This window comes from Streptomyces sp. NPDC003042 (assembly GCF_053591315.1).
The window spans coordinates 65,258-83,181 of record NZ_JBSFTP010000016.1; the positions used below are offsets into that span (position 1 = coordinate 65,258).

Here is a 17,924-nt window from a genome sequence, read left to right on the forward strand (position 1 = left end):
GCGCAGGCCGGCCCGTCCGGCGTTGTCAGCCCTTGCTCACCGCCAGCAGGATCTCCGGCAGCTTGCGCGATACCGCCGGGGCGGCCAGGCGGAGGCCCGACCAGGTGGCCAGGGTGCCCCAGGCGATGCCCAGGGGGAGCAGGATCCAGGTCAGGGTCTGGTGGTCCGCCGCGTGGAGGTAGATCGTCAGGGCGATCAGCGGGGCGCAGATCAACGCCGAGCTGAGCAGGCCGGCGCCGATGCCCATCCAGGCGAGGCCGCCCTGGCCGGGGGCGACGTTCTTGAAGGCGCCCTCCGTCGGGATGGAGTACGGGAAGTGCGCCGAGGCCAGTGCTCCCGTGCAGAGCATCGAGCCGAGCAGGGCCAGGGCCAGGCCGAGTCCCGCCGGGAAGGTCGCCCAGTCGCCGGTCAGGCCGGCCGTGACCACCGTGACGAGGACCGTGTACGGGACGGTGACCAGGGCCAGCGTGGCGGCCCGGGCGCGGAGTTCGACGTAGGCGTCGCGCGGTGTCGCGATGGTCTGGGCGACCATCCAGAACGCCGAGGTGTCCTGTCCGAACTGGTTGTACATCTGGACGCCGAGCATGCCCGCGCCGAAGCAGGCGAGGTAGATGGAGCCGGTGCCCTGGAGGGCGTTGAAGACGGGGACGATCAGGCCGATCGCCAGCGCGGTCACCCACGCGGACTTCGTCTTCGGGTCGCGGACGACGTAGCGCAGGGTGCGCTGCATGGACGCGCCGGTGCGGCCGCCGGGCAGCAGGGACCAGAGGCCGCCGCCCGCGCCGGGGTCCTTCTGGGGCTTGGCGGCGGCGATGGTGGAGCCGTCCGGGGTGACCATCAGCTTGGTCAGGCTCCGCTCCCAGAACCACAGGAGGCCGGCCAGGGCGCCGAGGGTGAGGGCCAGCTGGGCGGCGGCCTCCCCGTACGCGCCGCGGCTCGCCGAGTCGACCATGCCGACGGCGGTCGCGGGCGGCAGCCACCGTACGACGGCCTCGACAGGCTCCAGCTGGGCGAGGCCGCCCGTCTCGAACAGGCGCTGGCTGGCGAAGTTGGCCACCTGGGCGCCCACCGCGATCAGCAGGCCGCTGAGCAGGGCGAGGTCGCGGCCCTTGCGGCTGGAGAGGAGTCGTACGTTCGCGGTGGCCACGGCGCGGGCGAGGACCACGCAGCCGATCAGCAGCAGCGGGGCGGCCAGTACGGCTGCCACCACGCCCGCCGCTCCGCGCGCCACGGCCACCACCGAGCCGACGGCCAGGCAGAGCGTGAACATCGGCCCGATGCCGACGAGCGAGGAGGCGAGCAGGGCCCGTACGAGCGGCCGCGGGTGCAGCGGCAGCATGACCAGCCGGCTCGGGTCGAGGGTCTCGTCACCGGCGGGGAAGAACAGCGGCATGAACGTCCAGCCGAGCGCCAGGATCGCGGCCAGCAGGACGACGACGGTTCCGGCGCGGGCGTGGCCGTGCAGCATGGACAGGCCCAGCGTGACGAAGAAGCCGACGACGAGGGCGAAGGCCAGGCTGATGAGCCAGACGGCCTTGCGCTTCGAGGAGCCCTTCAGGCCGTTGCGCAGCAGCGAGAGCTTGAGCCGGACGAACAGCGGGGTCAGCGAAACGGAGGCGGAGGCGGAGGCGGCGGCCGTCGCGGTCGGGACGGCAGCCGCGGTGGCGGCGCTGTTCATCGGGCGCCGCCGAGCCAGTCGAGGGAGTCGCCGGCGGCGCGGTCCTGGGCGCCGACGAGTTCCAGGAAGGCGCTCTGCAGCGAGGGCGCGTCGCCCCGTACGTCGGCCAGCGGACCGGCGGCGCGGATCCGCCCGGCGGCCATGACTGCCACCCAGTCGCAGAGCGATTCGACGAGCTCCATCACGTGGGAGGAGAAGACGACGGTGGCGCCGGACGCGGTGTAACGTTCCAGCACCCCGCGGATCGTCTGCGCCGACACCGGGTCGACGCCCTCGAACGGCTCGTCCAGGAAGAGGACTTCGGGGTTGTGCAGCAGCGCGGCGGCGAGGCCGATCTTCTTGCGCATGCCCGTCGAGTAGTCGACCACGAGCTTGTGCTGCGAGCCGGCGAGGTCCAGGACGTCCAGCAGCTGCGTCGCCCGCTTGTCGGTCTCCTCGCCCGGCAGTCCCCGCAACCGGCCCATGTAGCCGAGCAGTTCACGCCCCGAGAGTCGCTCGAAGAGCCGCAGGCCCTCCGGCAGGACGCCGATGCGACGCTTCACCGCGACCGGGTCGGCCCAGACGTCGTGCCCGGCGACCACCACGCGCCCCATGTCGGGGCGCAGCAGCCCGGTCACCATCGACAGCGTGGTCGTCTTGCCGGCGCCGTTCGGGCCGACGAGACCGATGAACTGGCCCGCGGGCAGCTCCAGATCGATCCCCGCGACGGCCACCTGCTCGCCGAAGCGCTTCCACAGTCCCTCTACGCGCACGGCGGCGGACGGCGCCGGCCGTGCGCCACCCGTCCCGCCCGTCCCGCCCGTCCCGCCTGTCACGTCTGCCGCATAACCCTGGTCCGGCATGCGCCTGCCTCTCGTCTGTTCCCCGTGGTCGTACGTCTTCACCATAGGAGGAGGGAAAGAGACGGCAGCAGTTACTTATGTCATGAACTTCCAGCTCTGAGCGTCACCCTGGTACGTCACCCTGGTATGTCACACCTGGTATCTCACCTGGGTATGTCACCCCTGGCGGCGGTTGCGGGCCGCCGCGGCCTCGCTGCCGCAGGCGTACGCGAGCGCGTCGATCAGCTCCTCCGTGTCCGGCAGCCACCGGTTCGCCGGCGTGGGCTTGCGCGCCCACTGCACCGGGCCCTTGCCGCCGAAGCGGGTGGGCGGCGCGGCCACGTACTCGCCCTCGCCCCGCGCGGCCAGGTCGATGGCGTGCGGCAGCCAGCCGAGCTTGCGCACCAGGTCCGTCACCTTCGCCCCGGCGCCGGGCAGTACGAAGAACAGCATCCGGTGGTCGGGGGTCAGAGTGACCGGCCCGAGGGTGCGCTGCATGCGCTCCAGGCGCGCCAGTGCCAGGAATCCGGCGGAGTCCGGGACGTCCAGCGCGTCGAACGTCCGGCCCGTCGGCAGCAGGATGGAGGCGCCGGGGTGCTTGGCCCAGATCCGACGGACCCCGACGGCGCTGCCCGACGCGTGCGCCGCCCAGTCCTTCACCGCCGGGTGCGCGCCGGGTGCCGGGCAGTCCGCCGCGCCGCAGGAGCACAGCTCCCGGCCGTCACCGGGCTCCAGCCAGGTACCGGCGAAGACGTCCCAGTGCCGTTCTTCCACGTACCGCACGGCATGGTCCAGCAGCTGGTCGCCTCGCTGTTGGGGGATGGGCGCGGTCTCCGTGACTCCGATGGTCTCTTCCACGCCCATCACAACTCCCGGGGTCACTCGGGGTTACGGGGGTAAACCCGCCGGTGGGCGGAGCATCGATCCTGCAAACGGGGCGCACGGATGCACGCACGGGGGCGCAAAGGAGGCTGGGGCGCGGTCGCTGGGTAGCGACACCACGCCGAGGGGAAGATTCTCCGCACATCAGGCGGGAAGTGATCATTCGAACGATCACCCGCGGCCACAGGGGGTTTTCATGGCAGCCAGGCCTCTCGTCGCCCGCCAGCCGAACGAACGGCTGCAGGCGCTCATCCAGGAAGCCGGGTGCTCCAATGCCGGGCTCGCCCGGCGCGTCAACATGTGCGGGGCCGAACACGGCCTCGACCTCCGCTACGACAAGACCTCCGTGGCCCGCTGGCTGCGCGGCCAGCAGCCGCGCGGCCGGGCCCCCGGCATCATCGCCGAGGCGCTGGGCCGCAAACTCGGCCGGACCGTCACCATCGACGAGATCGGCATGGCCAACGGCAAGAACCTCGCCTCCGGCGTCGGCCTGCAGTTCTCCCCGACCGTCATCGGCGCCATCGAGCAGGTCTGCGAGCTGTGGCGCAGCGACGTGGGCCGCCGCGACTTCCTCTCCGGATCGAGCGTGGCGGCCTCCGCGCTCGTCGAGCCCAGCCGCGACTGGCTGATCACCGGCGCCGACCCGCAGGTGGCCCGCAGCGGCGGGGCGCGCGTCGGGATGTCCGACGTGGAGGCGGTACGGGCGACCACCCAGGCCCTCACCGAACTCGACCACCGCTTCGGCAGCGGGCACGTGCGGCCGGTGGTCGTGCACTACCTCAACTCCGTGGTCTCCGGGCTGATCGGCGGCTCGTACCGGGAGCCCGTCGGCCGAGCGCTGTTCGCGGCCGTGGCCCGGCTGACGGAACTCGCGGGCTACATGGCGGTGGACACGGGCCAGCCCGGCCTGGCCCAGCGCTACTACATCCAGGCCCTGCGGCTGGCCCAGGCGGCCGGTGACCGCGCGTACGGCGGGTACGTCCTGGCCGCGTCCATGAGCCACCTCGCCGCCGAGCTGGGCAACCCGCGGGAGATCGCGCAGCTGGCGCGGGCCGCCCAGGAGGGCACGCGGGGCCAGGTCACCCCGCGCGTGGAGGCGATGTTCTACGCCGCCGAGGCGCGCGGGCACGCGCTGCTGGGCGACGCCCGGGCCACGGCGGTGCTGTCCGGGCGGGCGGTCACGGCGCTGGAGCGCGCGGAGCCGGAGTCCGACGACGACCCGGTGTGGATCCGGCACTTCGGCCAGGGGTACCTGGCCGACGAACTGGCCCACTGCCACCGGGACCTGGGCCAGGCCGACGCGGCCGCCAGGCGCGCCGAGGAGGCGCTGCGCGGTCTGCCGGCGACGAAGGCCCGCCGTCGGGCGATCGGGCTGCTACTGCTGGCGGCGGCGCAGGTGCAGCAGCGGGAGGTCGAGCAGGCCTGCCAGACGGCGACGAAGGCCGCCGACCTGCTGGCATCGCTGCGCTCGCGGCGGGGGGCGGAGTACTTGGAGGACTTCCGGCTGCGGCTGGAGCCGTACCGGGAGGAAGCGTCGGTGCGGGAGTTCGGGGCGCGGCTGGAGGTTCAGGTGGCCTGACGTGATCGTGGCGTGACCGGGTAGCGTGGCCGACGGCTGCCGTAGGTGCGGAGAGCCTTCGGAGAAGGCGAGAAGGAGTCCCGGTGACGCAGAACGGACAAGGGGGCGTTCCCCAGCCCGGGGCGCCGTGGGGACCGCCGGCGTACGGGTACCCGCCGCAGCAGGAGCACGAGCAGCAGTACGACCAGCGGCAGCACGGCGCTGAGCAGCAGGACCCGCAGCGGCAGAACCCGCCGCAGTACGAGCAGCAGCAGTACGGCGCCCAGCCGTACGAGCCGCCGCCGTACGACCCCCAGCAGCCGGCGTACGGGTACCCGCCGGCGGGACATGTCGTCGGACCCGGCTTCGAGGGGCCGGGGGATCCGCACGGGTACGGCTACCCGCCGCTGCCCGACGCGGTCACCCAGTACATCCCGGCGGTCCCGGCCGCTCCGGCCGAGGCGGCGACGCAGTACATGGCGCCGGTCCCGGCCGCACCCGTCCCGGCCGTTCCGGCCGATGCGGCGACGCAGTACATGGCGCCGGTCCCCGCTGCTCCGGCCGAGGCGGCGACGCAGTACATTGCGCCGGTCCCCGCCGCGCCGGCACCCGCCGAGGACGCCACCCAGTACCTCCCGCCCGTCCCGCCGGGCCCCGCGCCCCCTGCCGCCGAGGGTTTCGACGGGCTGTTCCGGGGCGACGCCGACACCGCCGGGCACACCCAGCACATGCCGCCCGTCCAGGAGCCGGTGCTGCGCCGGACGCCGCCCCCGGCGCCCGCCCAGCAGTACGCACCACGCCGGCCCCACACGCAACAGCCGCCACACCCGCAGCACCCGCAGCCGCCCCAGCAGCAGTACGCGCCGCCGCCGCCCCCGCCGGCCCAGCGGCGGTTCTCCCCCGTCGTCATCGCCGCCGGGGTCATCGGGCTGGCCGTGGTCGGGCTCGGGGTGGGCTCGCTGCTCGGCGACGGCAAGGCCCAGAACAACGACCCGGGCGCGGTGCCCCCCGTACCCACCAGCTCCGCCGGCTCGGCGGCCGCGGCAGCTGAGGCACCGGTCGACCCGGCCCGCCCCCAGGCCGTCCAGCTGGACAAGCTGCTCGCGGACAGCAACGACAGCCGGGACGCGGTGATCAAGGCCGTGGAAGACATCAAGGTCTGCAAGAACCTCGACCAGGCGGCCAACGACCTGCGCAACGCGGCCCGCCAGCGCGAGGAACTCGTCACCCGGCTTCAGGAGCTGAAGCTGGACAAGCTCCCGGACCACGTCAAGCTCTCCGCCACCCTCAAGAAGGCCTGGCAGGCCTCGGCGTCCGCCGACAAGAGCTACGCGGCCTGGGCGGACGACGTGGCGGGCGTCAAGGGAGACAAGGACGACAAGGACGACAAGGACGAAAAGGGCTGCAAGGACGGCAAGGCCAGGTCCACCGACAACGCCGCCGCCGGCAACAAGTCGAGCGGCGAGGCGACGAAGGCCAAGGAGTCGGCCGCGACCATGTGGAACACGATCGCGGTCAAGTACAGCCTCACCAAGCGGGACAAGTCCCAGCTCTGACCCGGTCGGCGGGTTCACACCCGCCCCGCCGCTACAGCGGCACGCCCTCCACCGCGGGGAAGGCGCCCCCGTGGCCCGGGACGATCACGTCGGCCGCCGCCAGGACGCGAAGGCGGGAGGTGCGCAGGGCATCCCGGTCCGGAGCCACCGGGTCTTCGGCCGGGCCGTCCGGGCGCCACCAGAGGTCGCCGGCGAAGGCGACCACGCCGTCGGCGGTGCCGGCGAGGAGGGTGATGTCCTCGGGGCTGTGGCCCGGGGTGCGGATCAGGCGCAGGGAGCCGGTCAGTTCATGGCCTTCGGCATCCCGGTCGGTCCACTGGTCGCCCCGGTACTCCGCCTTGTGGTCGTGGACCCGCGCCTGAGCGAACAGGCCCACGTTCATGGTGTTGTCGGGGTGGTGGTGGCTGAGGACGACATCGGTGATGTCGTCCGGTCCCAGGCCCAGTTCCGCGAGCGGGCCGAGGATGCGGTCGCGGTGGGCCACCATGCCCGGGTCGACGATCACATGCCGGTCGCCGTCGGTGACGTACGAGACGGTGGCGGCGACCCCCGGGCCGGTGGAGAGGGTGTAGCCGGTGGTCAAGACGGTGTACACGGCGCTGCGGCCGAGGGGCTGGTCTGTCATGACTCCACCTTCGCGCCTCGGGCCCGCAGACCATGAGTGGCCCTGTTGCCATGCATCGCAGGATTTGTGCCACGCTGCCACACTGGCCGCATGCCGCCGTTCCTCACCGTCGCCGCCTACGCCCCGCCCCGCGTCGGCATGCTCGCCGTCGGTCTCGTCGCCGAGGTCTTCGACACCCGCGCCGCCGGCGTCCCGCGCTTCGACTTCGCGCTCTGCACCGACCGGCCCGGGCAGGTGACCACCGACGTCGGGGTGGAGCTGGCGGTCGAGCAGGGCCTCGACCGGATCGCCGCCGCCGATCTCGTACTCGTCCTGCCCTGGGCCGACTTCCGTACCCCGCCGCCCGCCCCCGTGCTCGACGCGCTCCGGGCCGCGCACACGCGCGGTGCGCTGGTCGGGGCGCACTGCGTCGGCGCGTTCGCGCTCGCCGCCGCCGGGCTGCTCGACGGGCTCCGGGCCACCACCCACTGGCGGTTCGCCGAACTGCTCGCCGGCCGCCATCCGTCCGTCACCGTCGAGCCCGACGCCCTGTACGTGGACGAGGGCCGGATCCTGACGGGTGCGGGCGCCGCCGCCGGTTTCGATCTCTGTCTGCACCTGTTGCGCCGCGAGTACGGCGCGGCAGCCGCCAACGCCGTCGCCCGTGACCTCGTCCTGCCGCCGCACCGCGACGGCGGACAGGCCCAGTACCTGGCCGCCCCCGTACCCGAGGACGGCGAGGACGAACGGCTCGCGGACGTCCTCACCTGGGCGCGCGGGCACCTCCACGCGCCGCTGCCCGTCGCGGAGCTGGCCCGGCGCGCCCTGATGAGCCGCCGCACCTTCGCCCGCCGGTTCTCCGCCGCGACCGGCACGACGCCGCACGCGTGGGTGCTGGGTCTGCGGCTGGGCCGGGCGGAGGAGCTCCTGGAGACCACGGACCTGCCCATCGAGGAGATCGCACGCCTGGTCGGGTTCGGCAGCGCGGCCGTCCTGCGCGAGCAGTTCGTCCGCCGTCGGGGCGTGCCGCCCCGCGTCTACCGCAGTACGTTCACGAGGACTTGAGTCAGGTCGAGCGGGGGGCCTGCTCCAGGGCCGGGGTCATGTCCAGGGACTGTTCGCCGGGCTGGGCGACGAGGCGTCCCGCCTGGACGATCTGGAAGGTGACCCGGCCGTTGACGAGGCGCGGGAAGCCGGCGACGGCGCGCATGTCCTGGTAGCGCCAGCTCAGGTTCGGGGTGAGGCCGCCGGTGCTGACGCTCTCGGCCTGGTTCAGCGCGCGGGCCACCTTGCGCGAGGTGATGTCCTCGTCGTCGTCGAAGCCCTGCACGATCCGCTTCAGCACGCTGTACGCGATCCAGGTGGTCTGCGTCCCGCTGTCGTCGGGGTCGACGGTGTGGTCGCCGAAGGCCTGCTCGCTGATCACCTTGCGCATCGGCGCCCACAGCGGGTCGTTCGCCACCGGGTACCAGCTGGTGAGGTACGCCCCCTCGAAGGGGCTCTCCTTGCCGCCGGTGCGGTCCACGAGGGACTGGCTGACGCTGCCGAGGACCGAGGAGATCTGCGGCTTCTTGCGCTGGATGTCGCTGCGGCGGAAGGCGTCGAAGAACGTCTCGGTGCGCTCGCCCAGGACGGCGGTCACGCAGCTCTTGTTGTCCTTCGACTCCTTCGATTCCTTGGGCTCCGTCGTGTCCTTCGGCTCCTTCGGCTCCTTGGCGGCCGGGGCCGCGGCGGCGCCTTCGGTCGGGGCGGGCCCGCCGTTCAGTGCCTCACGGGCCTGGGGAGTGAAGTCGGCGGAGTCCTCGGCGGCCCTGATGTCGGAGGCGTCCGGCATCTTGTTGGCCTTGAGCCCGGCGTTGAGCAGGACCGGCATGGAGTCCCCGGCGAGGGTGTCCGGGCGTACCAGGGCCACCTGGGAGCAGGCCCGGCCCAGCTGGTGGCCGGCGCCTGCAAGCAGGACGGGCTGACCGCCGTTGACGGGATAGGACAGGGTGCTCTGGAACTCTTCCGCGGAGACCCCGTAGCCGCCGATGAAGGGGATCCCCGCGGCCTCCAGCGGGGCCATGAAGGCGCGCCCGTGCTGGCTGTACGAGCCGACGACGGCGACGGCCTTCTCCCGGGCGGCCCGGCGCGCGCAGTCGGCGGCGCCGGTGGGGGTGTTCTTCTCGTTGCAGGTCAGGACGCGGAGCTTGCGGCCGTTGATGCCGCCCTCGGCGTTCACCCAGCGTTCGTACGCCTTGGCCATGCCGGGCATGCCGGGCATGTTGGTGGCCTTGGTGCCGACGGGTGCGAAGGTCATGACCGTGAGGGTGTCCCCGGAGCTCCCCGAGCCCCCGGGCAGGGCCCCGCACGCGGCGGTGAGACAAGCGCCTGTCGCCGTGGCCAAGAGGATGCGGGAGAGGGTTGTTACGCGTTGCCGATGGGTCATGTCCACGCACCATTCCGCCCGCCGGGGAACTGAAGTGTGAGGTGTACACAACATTCGGTGACACCCGGGTGAATTCGCGGGGAGCGCTCGAACGCGGGTGCTTCAAGATCGCCCGAACGTGGAACGTACGATCGAAAGCGTGACATTCGTCGAAGGTTCGAAGAACTCTTCCCGCCGCGGCGGCCGCTCCTCCACCATGGGCGGCATGCCCCTCAACGACATGCCGTGGTGGCGCTGGCGCAGCAACGTGCGCTCGGCGCTGCACATGCTTTCCGACCCGGTGTTCCAGGAGGAGATCTGGCTGACGGGCGCCGAAGGGTACGGAGACGTCACCGACGCCGTGTACCGGCTGGTCGAGGACACCTGGCTCGACAGCTGGTCCGCCGAGAAGTACGTCGGCACGATCTTCCGCGACGCGCAGGAGGCGGCGGTCGTCGACCTCGCCGTACTGCGGGTGCTGCGGATCCTGCACCAGATCGGACCCGACGCCCCCGTGTCCGCCTACCTGGAGCACCATGCCTGGCCCGAGGCCGTACGAGCCGCGCGCGAGGCGCACGTACGGCTGGCGACGGCGGACGGGGACGATCCGGACGCCGGGCCCCGGTCCATAGAAGTACTGAAGATCCTCACCCGCGCGGTGTGAAAGGCTGTGCCGTCATGAGCGATCACCCGCAGCCCCAGCCGCAGCAGTACGTCCTGACCCTCTCGTGCCCGGACAAGCCGGGCATCGTGCACGCCGTGTCCAGCTACCTGTTCATGACCGGCTGCAACATCGAGGACAGCCGGCAGTTCGGCGACCGTGACACCGGGCTCTTCTTCATGCGCGTCCACTTCTCGGCGGACGAGCCGGTGACGGTGGAGAAGCTGCGGGCGAGCTTCGCCGCGATCGGCGACTCCTTCCGGATGGACTGGCAGATCCACCGCTCCGACGAGCGCATGCGGATCGTGCTGATGGTGTCGAAGTTCGGCCACTGCCTGAACGACCTGCTGTTCCGCTCGCGGATCGGCGCGCTGCCCGTGGAGATCGCGGCGGTGGTGTCGAACCACACCGACTTCGCGGAGCTGGTCGGCTCGTACGACGTGCCGTTCGTGCACATCCCGGTGACCAAGGACACGAAGGCGGCCGCCGAGGAGCAGCTGCTGGAACTGGTGCGCGCGCAGAACGTCGAGCTGGTCGTCCTCGCCCGCTACATGCAGGTGCTGTCGGACACCCTGTGCAAGGAGCTGAGCGGGCGGATCATCAACATCCACCACTCCTTCCTGCCGAGCTTCAAGGGCGCGAAGCCCTACCACCAGGCGCACGCGCGCGGGGTCAAGCTGATCGGCGCGACCGCGCACTACGTGACCGCCGACCTCGACGAGGGCCCGATCATCGAGCAGGAGGTCGAGCGCGTCGGCCACGAGGTGACCCCGGACCAGCTGGTCGCCGTCGGCCGTGACGTCGAATGCCAGGCGCTGGCCCGTGCGGTGAAGTGGCACAGCGAGCACCGCGTCCTGCTGAACGGCACCCGCACCGTCGTCTTCGCGTAGCTCCCTCCGCGCGCCGTCCCGGGCCGCCGCCACCGGGCCCGGGACGTCGACGGGACTTCTCAGAGCCGGCTGAGCGAGGCCGCGGCGAAGAGAACGTCGCGGATCGCCTCGCGGTCGCCGGTCTGGCCCACGGCCGCCTCCTCCGGCGAGATGCGCCCCGCGGCGAGCTGGCAGAACTCGATGCAGTCCAGCGCGACCTCCGCCACCGTGTGCTCCCGCGACGGCTTCGCCGCCGGTGAGTCCAGGGCGATGTCCCAGCCGCCTCCGCCCGCGCCCTCGATCTCCAGGTGCAGCGTCCGCCCGGGAGCGCCGGCCGCGACGAGCCCGCGCGGCGCCCCCGCCCGCCCCGCGCGCCGCCGGTCCGCCAGCGCGCCCGGCAGCAGCCGGGCCGCGAGGTCGATCATCCCGTGCAGGTGCGGGCCCGAGGGCGGCTCGTACGGGTAGTCCACGGCCTCCGCGATGTCCCACGCGTGCACCCAGCACTCGAAGGCCCGCTCCAGGAACGCGTCCCCGAGGGGCAGTGCGAAGGCGCCGTAGTCCACCGCCAGCTCCGCCACGCCCCGGCCCGCGAACGAGACCGTACGGACCAGGGTGTGCCCCTGCTCCCGCCACGGCTCGCGGACGTGGCGGGTGGTCGGATACGGGGAGGAGTTCCAGAAGTGCTCCGTACGGCCCGTGGAGCCGAGCGGCGGCGCGTCCGGCCCCAGCGGGTCGTCGAGCCCCAGGGCCGTCGCGACCTGACCGTCCACCGTCAGCAGATGGCCGATCACCCCCGCCACCGTGGTCCGGTGCGAGCGGCGGCGCTCGTCCTCGAACCACTTCAGCCGCACCGGGGTGTGCCACTCGGAGTCGCCGAAGTCCCGCAGCAGCGCGTCGAGCCGCGCCGTCTCCGTGTCGTACGGGCTCGCCCACGCCGGCACCGGGATGCGAGCCGGGCGTTTGCCCAGGCAGTCCTCCAGCACGCGCGAGCGCAGCAGCGGCTTGAGGTCGAGGCTCTCCTCCGGGTGCAGCAGCCCCACCGCGTCGCGCAGCCGCAGCGCCTCCTCCGCGCAGGGCGCGCACTCGGTGAGGTGGTCCTCCACGGCCTGGGTCTCCTCGGTGGAGCAGGCGGCCAGCGCCCACGCTCCGAGCAGGGATTTCAGTACGGCGTGCGAGGGCGCGGGAGCCGGCTCGGCGACCGACCGCAGCGGCGGCCACTGGGGCGGCGACGTCTGCTGCGGATGCCGCGTCCGCGACCCGGGCGGCCTCGGCGGATCGAGGTCGTCGCCGGCCGCGCGCGGACCCGGTATCCGCGCCGTACCGCCCGCGGGGCGCTCGTACGCGTCGTCGGGGATCTCTTCGGAGGGGCCGTTCATCGGGGCGTTCCATATCCGCGTGAGCCGTATCCGGGCGGGGCGGTGTCCTCCCGGGGGAGGACGTTGGCGGTCGACAGCAACTGGAGGCCGAGCCGCAGCCGGCGCCGCGCCTCGTCCTCGCTGATCTGGAGGTCGGCGGCGGCCTGGCGGTAGTCGCGGCGTTTGAAGTAGGCCAGTTCCAGGGCGGCTCGAAGCGGCGCGGGCATGGAGGTGACGATGTAGTCCGCGCGGGCGGCGGCGTTGGCGCTGCGCACCTTCTGCTCCAGCTCCTCGCGGGATCCGCGGCCCAGTTCGGCCTGGCGCAGGCGGGCCACGGCCTGGCCCTGGGTGATCCGGGCGACCCAGGAACGCATGGAGCCCTGCTTGGGGTCGAAGGCGTCCGGGTTCTCCCAGATGTAGCCGAAGACCTCGCGGGTGATCCGGTCCGCGGCCTTCTCGTCGCCCAGCACCCGGTGGGCGAGGCTGTGCACGAGCGACGCGAAGCGGTCGTACAACTCCCCGAGCGCGGCGGCTTCACCGCGGGCGAGGCGTTGCTGCATGCGGCGGTCCCACCGCGGTGGAACGTCCTTCGCCATAGCTGCCCCCTGGCGTGTGTCGACCCGTCGAATGTAGTCGCCACACGCCGCGCCGCGCCGGTTTTGGGCGAAGCTCACCCGGGAAATCCTGCCCGTGCCAGGGCGTGTTGTGGGCCGCGGGCGGCCGAGACGCGGGGGCACACGCACGGGCACGGGCACACGCGGACGCATACGCGCCCCGCCGCGCTTCCCGTGCGCTGGTTCGATGCGGCCACCTCCTTGACCGCTTCGCTTAACGCGCAGGCCACCAAGGCCGTACGCTCCTGCCTTGTCTTGAACTGCACCCCACCGCACATGTGAAGGCGGAACGCCGAATATGGACAGCGCAGAATACGAGCGCAAGATCGCCGCCCGATTCGCGACCTTCGACCAGGACGGGTCCGGCTATATCGACCGGGAGGACTTCAGTACCGCGGCGCGGGCCGTGCTGGCCGAATTCGGCACCGCCGCGCGGTCGGACAAGGGTCAGGCCCTCTTCAACGGGGCCGAGGCGTTCTGGCAGGGCATGGCCGGGATCGCCGATGTGGACGGGGACCAGCGGGTGTCCCGCGAGGAGTTCGTCACCGGCGCGGCGAAGCGGCTGCGGGACAGCCCCGAGCGGTTCGCGGAGATCGCCCGGCCGTTCCTCGCGGCCGTGATCGCGGTGGCGGACGAGGACGGCGCCGGCGCGACCCCGCAGGCGGCGGCCCGGGTCCTGCGGGTCCTGGGCACCCCGCCCGAACTGGCCGGACAGGTCGCGGCGGCCCTGGACGCGGACGGCGACGGGCGGATCTCGCAGGCCGAGATCCTGGCCGCCTTCGCGGGCTACTGCGGGGTGGAGGCCCCGGACGCCTGAGCCCTGGCGGGGCGTCCGGTGTCGTCCGGGCGCCCCGAAGGACGTCAGGCGTAGCGCTCGCGCAGTTTGTACTTCAGCACCTTGCGCAGGGCCTCGTTGCGGGGCAGCGCGTCGACCAGTTCCAGTTGTTCGGGCAGCTTGTGGGTCGAGAGACCCTGCGAGCGGAGGTACGCCGTCACCTGGGGCAGGGTCAGCGGGGCCGCCCGCGGCGGCTGTTCGACCACGGCGCAGACGCGTTCGCCCCGCTCCGGGTCCGGCAGGCCGATGACCGCCACGTCGCCGACGGCGGGGAGCTGGTGGAGCAGGTCCTCGATCTCCTTCGCCGAGATGTTCTCGCCCTTGCGGATGATGACGTCCTTGCTGCGTCCGGTGAGGACCAGGTACCCGTCCGGGGTGAGGTGGCCGAGGTCGCCGGTGATCAGGTAGCCGTCGGCGTCGAAGACCCCGGCGGCGTCGTCGCGGTTCAGGTAGCCCTGGCAGACCGCCTCACCGCGCAGCCGGACCTCGCCGTCCGTGCCGGCGGGCAGGGGCGTGCCGTCCGGGGTGGTGATGCGGATCGACATGCCGGCCGGGGGACGGCCTTCGGTGGTCGCGAGGTTCTCCGGGGTGTCGTCCGGGGCGCCCATCGTGATCATGGGGACTTCGGTCATGCCGTAGCCGTGGGTGAGCTGGCAGCCCAGTTCACGGACCACCGCGTGGTAGATCTCCGGGGGCTTGGGGGCGCCGCCGCCCGCGAGCAGGCGCAGGGTGGGGATGAGCTTCGTGGCGGGGTCCCTGCGCTGTTCGGTCAGGAACATGGAGTAGAAGGCGGTGGAGCCGCCGGCGATCGTGACCCCGTGGCGGCGGTATCCGTCCAGTGCGTCCGGCAGCGCGAACTTCTCGAAGAGCACCGCCGGGAACCCGTACAGCAGCAGCATCACCGTGTAGTCGGGCCCGGCGATGTGGGCGAACGGGAAGGCCATCGAGCCGACGTCGTCCGGGGTCAGGCGCAGGGCGTGGGCGAGGCAGGAGCCGCCCGCGATCAGGGAGCGGTCGGTGTGCAGGACGCCCTTGGGGTCGGAGGTGGTGCCGGAGGTCCAGTAGATCCACCGGACGTCCGTGCCGGAGGCGGGCGGTGGGGGCAGGACGGCCGGGTCGCCGTCCGGGAGGGCGTCGTAGGCCTCGAAGACGCCGCGCGCGCCGAGGCGGGCGGCCATCGCGGTGTGGTCGAAGCCGCGCCAGACGCCGGGGACGGCCAAGAACTCCGCCTTGGACTCCCGTAGCGCGAAGCCGGTTTCGCGGTCTCGGTAGAAGGGGATGACGGGCGATTGGACGGCGCCCAGCCGGGCGAGGGCGACCGAGAGCAGGACCGTCTCGATGCGGGTCGGCAGCTGCCAGGCGACGACCGTGCCGGGGCGTACGCCCATGTCGTACAGGCCCGCCGCCACTCGCTCGGCGCGCTCGCGCAGGCCGCCGAAGGTCAGTCGGCGGTCCCGGGCGGGCTCCTCGGCGGCCTCGATCAGGACGGTGGCGTGCGGGGTCAGCGCGGCCCGGCGGTCGATCAGTTCCCACAGGGTGCGGGACCGGCTGAGTCGTGTCGCGGTGTCCGTCATCCCGGACCTCGTCATCCCGGACCTCCCTGTAGCTGACGGATAGTCAGATCAAGCGGAGAGCGTAGGGCTCCGGCGCTTGTCGGTCCAGGGGTGGCGGAGCTAGCTTTGTTTCTGACGACCCATCAGATATGTGGTGAGGGGAAACCATGGAACTGCCCCGGATCATCAGCGTCGACGACCACGTGATCGAACCGGCACACCTCTTCGACGTCTGGCTGCCCGCCCCCTACCGCGACCGCGGCCCCAAGGCGCTCACCGCGGGCATCGGCGAACTCGTCTACACCGGCGGCAAGTACGTGATCTCCATGGACCCCGACGGCCCGCCGACCGACTGGTGGATCTACGAGGACCTGAAGTTCCCGTACAAGCGCAACATCGCCGCCGTCGGCTTCGACCGCGACGACATGACCCTGGAGGGCATCACCCGCGAGGAGATGCGGCGCGGCTGCTGGGACCCCAAGGCGCGGCTCCTCGACATGGACCTCAACCACGTCGAGGCCTCGCTGTGCTTCCCGACCTTCCCGCGCTTCTGCGGGCAGACCTTCGCGGAAGCCAAGGACAAGGAGGTGGCGCTCGCCTGCGTCCGCGCGTACAACGACTGGATGGTCGAGGAGTGGTGCGGCGACAGCGGCGGCCGGCTCATCCCGCTGTGCATCATCCCGCTCTGGGACATCGACCTCGCCGTCACCGAGATCCGGCGCAACGCCGCACGGGGCGTGCGCGCCGTGACCTTCTCCGAGATCCCCACCCACCTCGGGCTGCCGTCCATCCACTCCGGCTACTGGGACCCCTTCTTCGCCGTCTGCCAGGAGACCGGCACCGTCGTCAACATGCACATCGGGTCCTCCTCCCAGATGCCCGCCGCGTCCCCCGACGCGCCGCCCGCCGTCCAGGCCGCGCTCAGCTTCAACAACGCGATGGCCTCGATGATGGACTTCCTCTTCAGCGGAGTCCTGGTGAAGTTCCCGGCGCTGAAGCTGGCCTACAGCGAGGGCCAGATGGGCTGGATCCCGTACGCCCTGGAGCGCGCGGACGACGTGTGGCGCGAGCACCGCGCCTGGGGCGGGGTCAAGGGCCTGATCCCCGAGCCGCCGTCCACGTACTACTACCGGCAGATCTACTGCTGCTTCTTCCGCGACAAGCACGGCATCGCCTCGCTGGACGTGGTCGGCCGCGACAACGCCACCTTCGAGACCGACTACCCGCACGTGGACTCGACCTTCCCGCACACCAAGGAGGTCGCCCTCGACCACGTCCAGGGCCTCGACGAGGAGACGGTCTACAAGCTGATGCGCGGCAACGCCATCCGCATGCTCGGCCTGGAGCCGGACAAGGACCGCCGCTAGTGGACCTCACGTACACGCGGGAGGAGCAGGAGTTCCGCGCCGAGCTGCGCGCCTGGCTCGGCAAGACGCTGCCCGAGCTGCCCGCCGCCCCCTCCCCGGACGACTGGCCCGGCCGCCGCGCGTACGACCTGGGCTGGCAGCGCAGGCTCCACGACGCCGGGTACGCGGGCCTGCACTGGCCGCTCGACGCCGGCGGGCGCGGCGCCACCCCGACCCAGCACCTGATCTTCCTGGAGGAGACCGAGCGCGCGGGGGCCCCGTACGTCGGCGCGAACTTCGTCGGCCTGCTCCACGCCGGCCCGACCATCGCCGCCGAGGGCACCGCCGAGCAGCGGGCGCGGTGGCTCCCGCCGGTGCTGCGCGGCGACGAGGTGTGGTGCCAGGGGTTCAGCGAGCCGGACGCGGGCTCCGACCTGGCCTCCTTGCGTACGCGGGCGGTGCGCGACGGGGACGAGTACGTCATCACCGGATCGAAGATCTGGACCTCGCACGCGGAGATCGCCGACTGGTGCGAGCTGCTGGTGCGGACGACCCCGATCAGCCAGGAGACGCCCAAGCACCGGGGGATCTCCTGGCTGGCCCTGCCGATGGACGCGCCGGGCGTCACGGTCCGGCCGCTGCGCACGCTCGCGGGATCGGCCGAGTTCGCGGAGATGTTCCTGGACGAGGTACGGGTACCCGTCGCGAACCGGGTGGGGGCGGAGAACGACGGCTGGCGGGTCACGATGGTCACCCTGTCCTTCGAGCGGGGCACGGCCTTCGTCGGCGAGGTCGTCGCCTGCCGCCGCACCCTGGCCGCGCTGGCCCGTACGGCGAAGGCCAACGGCCGGTGGGACGACCCGGTGCTGCGGCGCCGGCTCGGGCGGCTCCACGGGGAGTTCGGCGCGCTGTGGCGGCTCACGCAGTGGAACGTCAGCGAGGCGCAGCGCTCCGGCGGCGTCCCCGGCACGGGCGGCAGCGTCTTCAAGCTGGCGTACTCGCACGCACGCCAGGAGCTGTACGACACGGCGGCGCAGGTGCTGGGGCCCTCCTCCCTCTGCCTGGACGAGGAATGGGTCCGGGACCGCCTCTCCTCCCTCTCGTACACCATCGCGGCGGGCACCTCGCAGATCCAGCGGAACATCGTCGCCGAGCGGATCCTCGGCCTGCCGAAGGGGCGGTGAG

Annotated in this window: 16 protein-coding genes; 8 read left to right on the top strand and 8 right to left on the bottom strand. The window is 72.4% G+C overall.

The window, feature by feature from the left end:
• Positions 1–25: 25 nt before the first annotated feature.
• The 3 genes from ACWDYJ_RS11965 to ACWDYJ_RS11975 all read right to left on the bottom strand — a co-directional run bounded on the left by ACWDYJ_RS11965 (position 26) and on the right by ACWDYJ_RS11975 (position 3,363).
• Positions 26–1,678 carry a transporter gene (locus ACWDYJ_RS11965; RefSeq protein WP_451565381.1) on the bottom strand — a complete coding sequence of 551 codons (1,653 nt, stop codon included), beginning with the start codon at positions 1,676–1,678 and terminating at the stop codon, positions 26–28.
• The gene (locus ACWDYJ_RS11970) at positions 1,675–2,520 is read right to left on the bottom strand and encodes an ABC transporter ATP-binding protein (protein ID WP_451565417.1); all 846 of its coding nucleotides are present in this window, start codon (positions 2,518–2,520) and stop codon (positions 1,675–1,677) included. The genes ACWDYJ_RS11965 and ACWDYJ_RS11970 overlap by 4 nt, the downstream gene beginning before the upstream one ends.
• Positions 2,521–2,676: 156 nt before the next feature.
• On the bottom strand, positions 2,677–3,363 hold the full coding sequence (locus tag ACWDYJ_RS11975) for a bifunctional DNA primase/polymerase (RefSeq protein ID WP_451565382.1): 687 nt from the start codon (positions 3,361–3,363) through the stop codon (positions 2,677–2,679).
• 214 nt (positions 3,364–3,577) lie between these two features.
• Here ACWDYJ_RS11975 and ACWDYJ_RS11980 point away from each other — a divergent pair, with 214 nt between their 5' ends.
• Together ACWDYJ_RS11980 and ACWDYJ_RS11985 are read left to right on the top strand one after the other, a co-directional pair.
• Complete coding sequence (locus tag ACWDYJ_RS11980) at positions 3,578–4,960, top strand: transcriptional regulator (protein ID WP_451565383.1); 1,383 nt, start codon at positions 3,578–3,580, stop codon at positions 4,958–4,960.
• A gap of 83 nt (positions 4,961–5,043) precedes the next feature.
• The gene (locus ACWDYJ_RS11985) at positions 5,044–6,495 is read left to right on the top strand and encodes a hypothetical protein (RefSeq protein ID WP_451565384.1); all 1,452 of its coding nucleotides are present in this window, start codon (positions 5,044–5,046) and stop codon (positions 6,493–6,495) included.
• A 31-nt stretch (positions 6,496–6,526) separates the two neighbouring features.
• On the opposite strand, the gene ACWDYJ_RS11990 is transcribed toward ACWDYJ_RS11985, so the two are convergent.
• Positions 6,527–7,120, bottom strand: coding sequence for an MBL fold metallo-hydrolase (locus ACWDYJ_RS11990; RefSeq protein WP_451565385.1), 594 nt, complete (start codon positions 7,118–7,120; stop codon positions 6,527–6,529).
• Positions 7,121–7,210: 90 nt separating this feature from the next.
• Here ACWDYJ_RS11990 and ACWDYJ_RS11995 point away from each other — a divergent pair, with 90 nt between their 5' ends.
• On the top strand, positions 7,211–8,164 hold the full coding sequence (locus tag ACWDYJ_RS11995; RefSeq protein ID WP_451565386.1) for a GlxA family transcriptional regulator: 954 nt from the start codon (positions 7,211–7,213) through the stop codon (positions 8,162–8,164).
• Position 8,165: 1 nt separating this feature from the next.
• On the opposite strand, the gene ACWDYJ_RS12000 is transcribed toward ACWDYJ_RS11995, so the two are convergent.
• Positions 8,166–9,527: an ABC transporter substrate-binding protein gene (locus ACWDYJ_RS12000; RefSeq protein WP_451565387.1), complete on the bottom strand. Its 1,362-nt coding sequence runs from the start codon at positions 9,525–9,527 to the stop codon at positions 8,166–8,168.
• Positions 9,528–9,723: 196 nt separating this feature from the next.
• Between ACWDYJ_RS12000 and ACWDYJ_RS12005 the strand changes: the two genes are divergently transcribed.
• The gene (locus tag ACWDYJ_RS12005; protein ID WP_451565418.1) at positions 9,724–10,170 is read left to right on the top strand and encodes an SCO4402 family protein; all 447 of its coding nucleotides are present in this window, start codon (positions 9,724–9,726) and stop codon (positions 10,168–10,170) included.
• A gap of 14 nt (positions 10,171–10,184) precedes the next feature.
• On the top strand, positions 10,185–11,057 hold the full coding sequence (gene purU / locus ACWDYJ_RS12010) for a formyltetrahydrofolate deformylase (protein WP_451565388.1): 873 nt from the start codon (positions 10,185–10,187) through the stop codon (positions 11,055–11,057).
• A 59-nt stretch (positions 11,058–11,116) separates the two neighbouring features.
• Here the strand turns inward: purU and ACWDYJ_RS12015 are convergent, their stop codons facing one another.
• The gene (locus ACWDYJ_RS12015) at positions 11,117–12,412 is read right to left on the bottom strand and encodes a zf-HC2 domain-containing protein (RefSeq protein ID WP_451565389.1); all 1,296 of its coding nucleotides are present in this window, start codon (positions 12,410–12,412) and stop codon (positions 11,117–11,119) included.
• Entirely contained in the window at positions 12,409–12,987 is a 579-nt protein-coding gene (locus ACWDYJ_RS12020) for a sigma-70 family RNA polymerase sigma factor (protein ID WP_451565390.1), read from the bottom strand. The genes ACWDYJ_RS12015 and ACWDYJ_RS12020 overlap by 4 nt, the downstream gene beginning before the upstream one ends.
• Before the next feature lie 316 nt (positions 12,988–13,303).
• Here ACWDYJ_RS12020 and ACWDYJ_RS12025 point away from each other — a divergent pair, with 316 nt between their 5' ends.
• Positions 13,304–13,822: an EF-hand domain-containing protein gene (locus ACWDYJ_RS12025; protein ID WP_451565391.1), complete on the top strand. Its 519-nt coding sequence runs from the start codon at positions 13,304–13,306 to the stop codon at positions 13,820–13,822.
• Positions 13,823–13,866: 44 nt separating this feature from the next.
• Here the strand turns inward: ACWDYJ_RS12025 and ACWDYJ_RS12030 are convergent, their stop codons facing one another.
• Positions 13,867–15,414 carry an AMP-binding protein gene (locus tag ACWDYJ_RS12030; RefSeq protein WP_451565419.1) on the bottom strand — a complete coding sequence of 516 codons (1,548 nt, stop codon included), beginning with the start codon at positions 15,412–15,414 and terminating at the stop codon, positions 13,867–13,869.
• A gap of 146 nt (positions 15,415–15,560) precedes the next feature.
• On the opposite strand from ACWDYJ_RS12030, the gene ACWDYJ_RS12035 reads away from it, so the two are divergent.
• Complete coding sequence (locus tag ACWDYJ_RS12035; RefSeq protein WP_451565392.1) at positions 15,561–16,760, top strand: amidohydrolase family protein; 1,200 nt, start codon at positions 15,561–15,563, stop codon at positions 16,758–16,760.
• A complete protein-coding gene (locus ACWDYJ_RS12040) occupies positions 16,760–17,923 on the top strand; it encodes an acyl-CoA dehydrogenase (RefSeq protein WP_451565393.1) in 1,164 nt (387 codons plus the stop codon). The genes ACWDYJ_RS12035 and ACWDYJ_RS12040 overlap by 1 nt, the downstream gene beginning before the upstream one ends.
• Position 17,924: the final 1 nt, after the last annotated feature.

Coding starts and splice junctions, on each gene's coding strand:
- ACWDYJ_RS11965 (WP_451565381.1), bottom strand. CDS start 1,678: ATGAACAGCGCCGCCACCGCGGCTGCCGTCCCGACCGCGACGGCCGCC.
- ACWDYJ_RS11970 (WP_451565417.1), bottom strand. CDS start 2,520: ATGCCGGACCAGGGTTATGCGGCAGACGTGACAGGCGGGACGGGCGGG.
- ACWDYJ_RS11975 (WP_451565382.1), bottom strand. CDS start 3,363: ATGGGCGTGGAAGAGACCATCGGAGTCACGGAGACCGCGCCCATCCCC.
- ACWDYJ_RS11980 (WP_451565383.1), top strand. CDS start 3,578: ATGGCAGCCAGGCCTCTCGTCGCCCGCCAGCCGAACGAACGGCTGCAG.
- ACWDYJ_RS11990 (WP_451565385.1), bottom strand. CDS start 7,120: ATGACAGACCAGCCCCTCGGCCGCAGCGCCGTGTACACCGTCTTGACC.
- ACWDYJ_RS11995 (WP_451565386.1), top strand. CDS start 7,211: ATGCCGCCGTTCCTCACCGTCGCCGCCTACGCCCCGCCCCGCGTCGGC.
- ACWDYJ_RS12000 (WP_451565387.1), bottom strand. CDS start 9,527: ATGACCCATCGGCAACGCGTAACAACCCTCTCCCGCATCCTCTTGGCC.
- ACWDYJ_RS12005 (WP_451565418.1), top strand. CDS start 9,724: ATGGGCGGCATGCCCCTCAACGACATGCCGTGGTGGCGCTGGCGCAGC.
- purU (WP_451565388.1), top strand. CDS start 10,185: ATGAGCGATCACCCGCAGCCCCAGCCGCAGCAGTACGTCCTGACCCTC.
- ACWDYJ_RS12015 (WP_451565389.1), bottom strand. CDS start 12,412: ATGAACGGCCCCTCCGAAGAGATCCCCGACGACGCGTACGAGCGCCCC.
- ACWDYJ_RS12020 (WP_451565390.1), bottom strand. CDS start 12,987: ATGGCGAAGGACGTTCCACCGCGGTGGGACCGCCGCATGCAGCAACGC.
- ACWDYJ_RS12025 (WP_451565391.1), top strand. CDS start 13,304: ATGGACAGCGCAGAATACGAGCGCAAGATCGCCGCCCGATTCGCGACC.
- ACWDYJ_RS12030 (WP_451565419.1), bottom strand. CDS start 15,414: ATGACGGACACCGCGACACGACTCAGCCGGTCCCGCACCCTGTGGGAA.
- ACWDYJ_RS12035 (WP_451565392.1), top strand. CDS start 15,561: ATGGAACTGCCCCGGATCATCAGCGTCGACGACCACGTGATCGAACCG.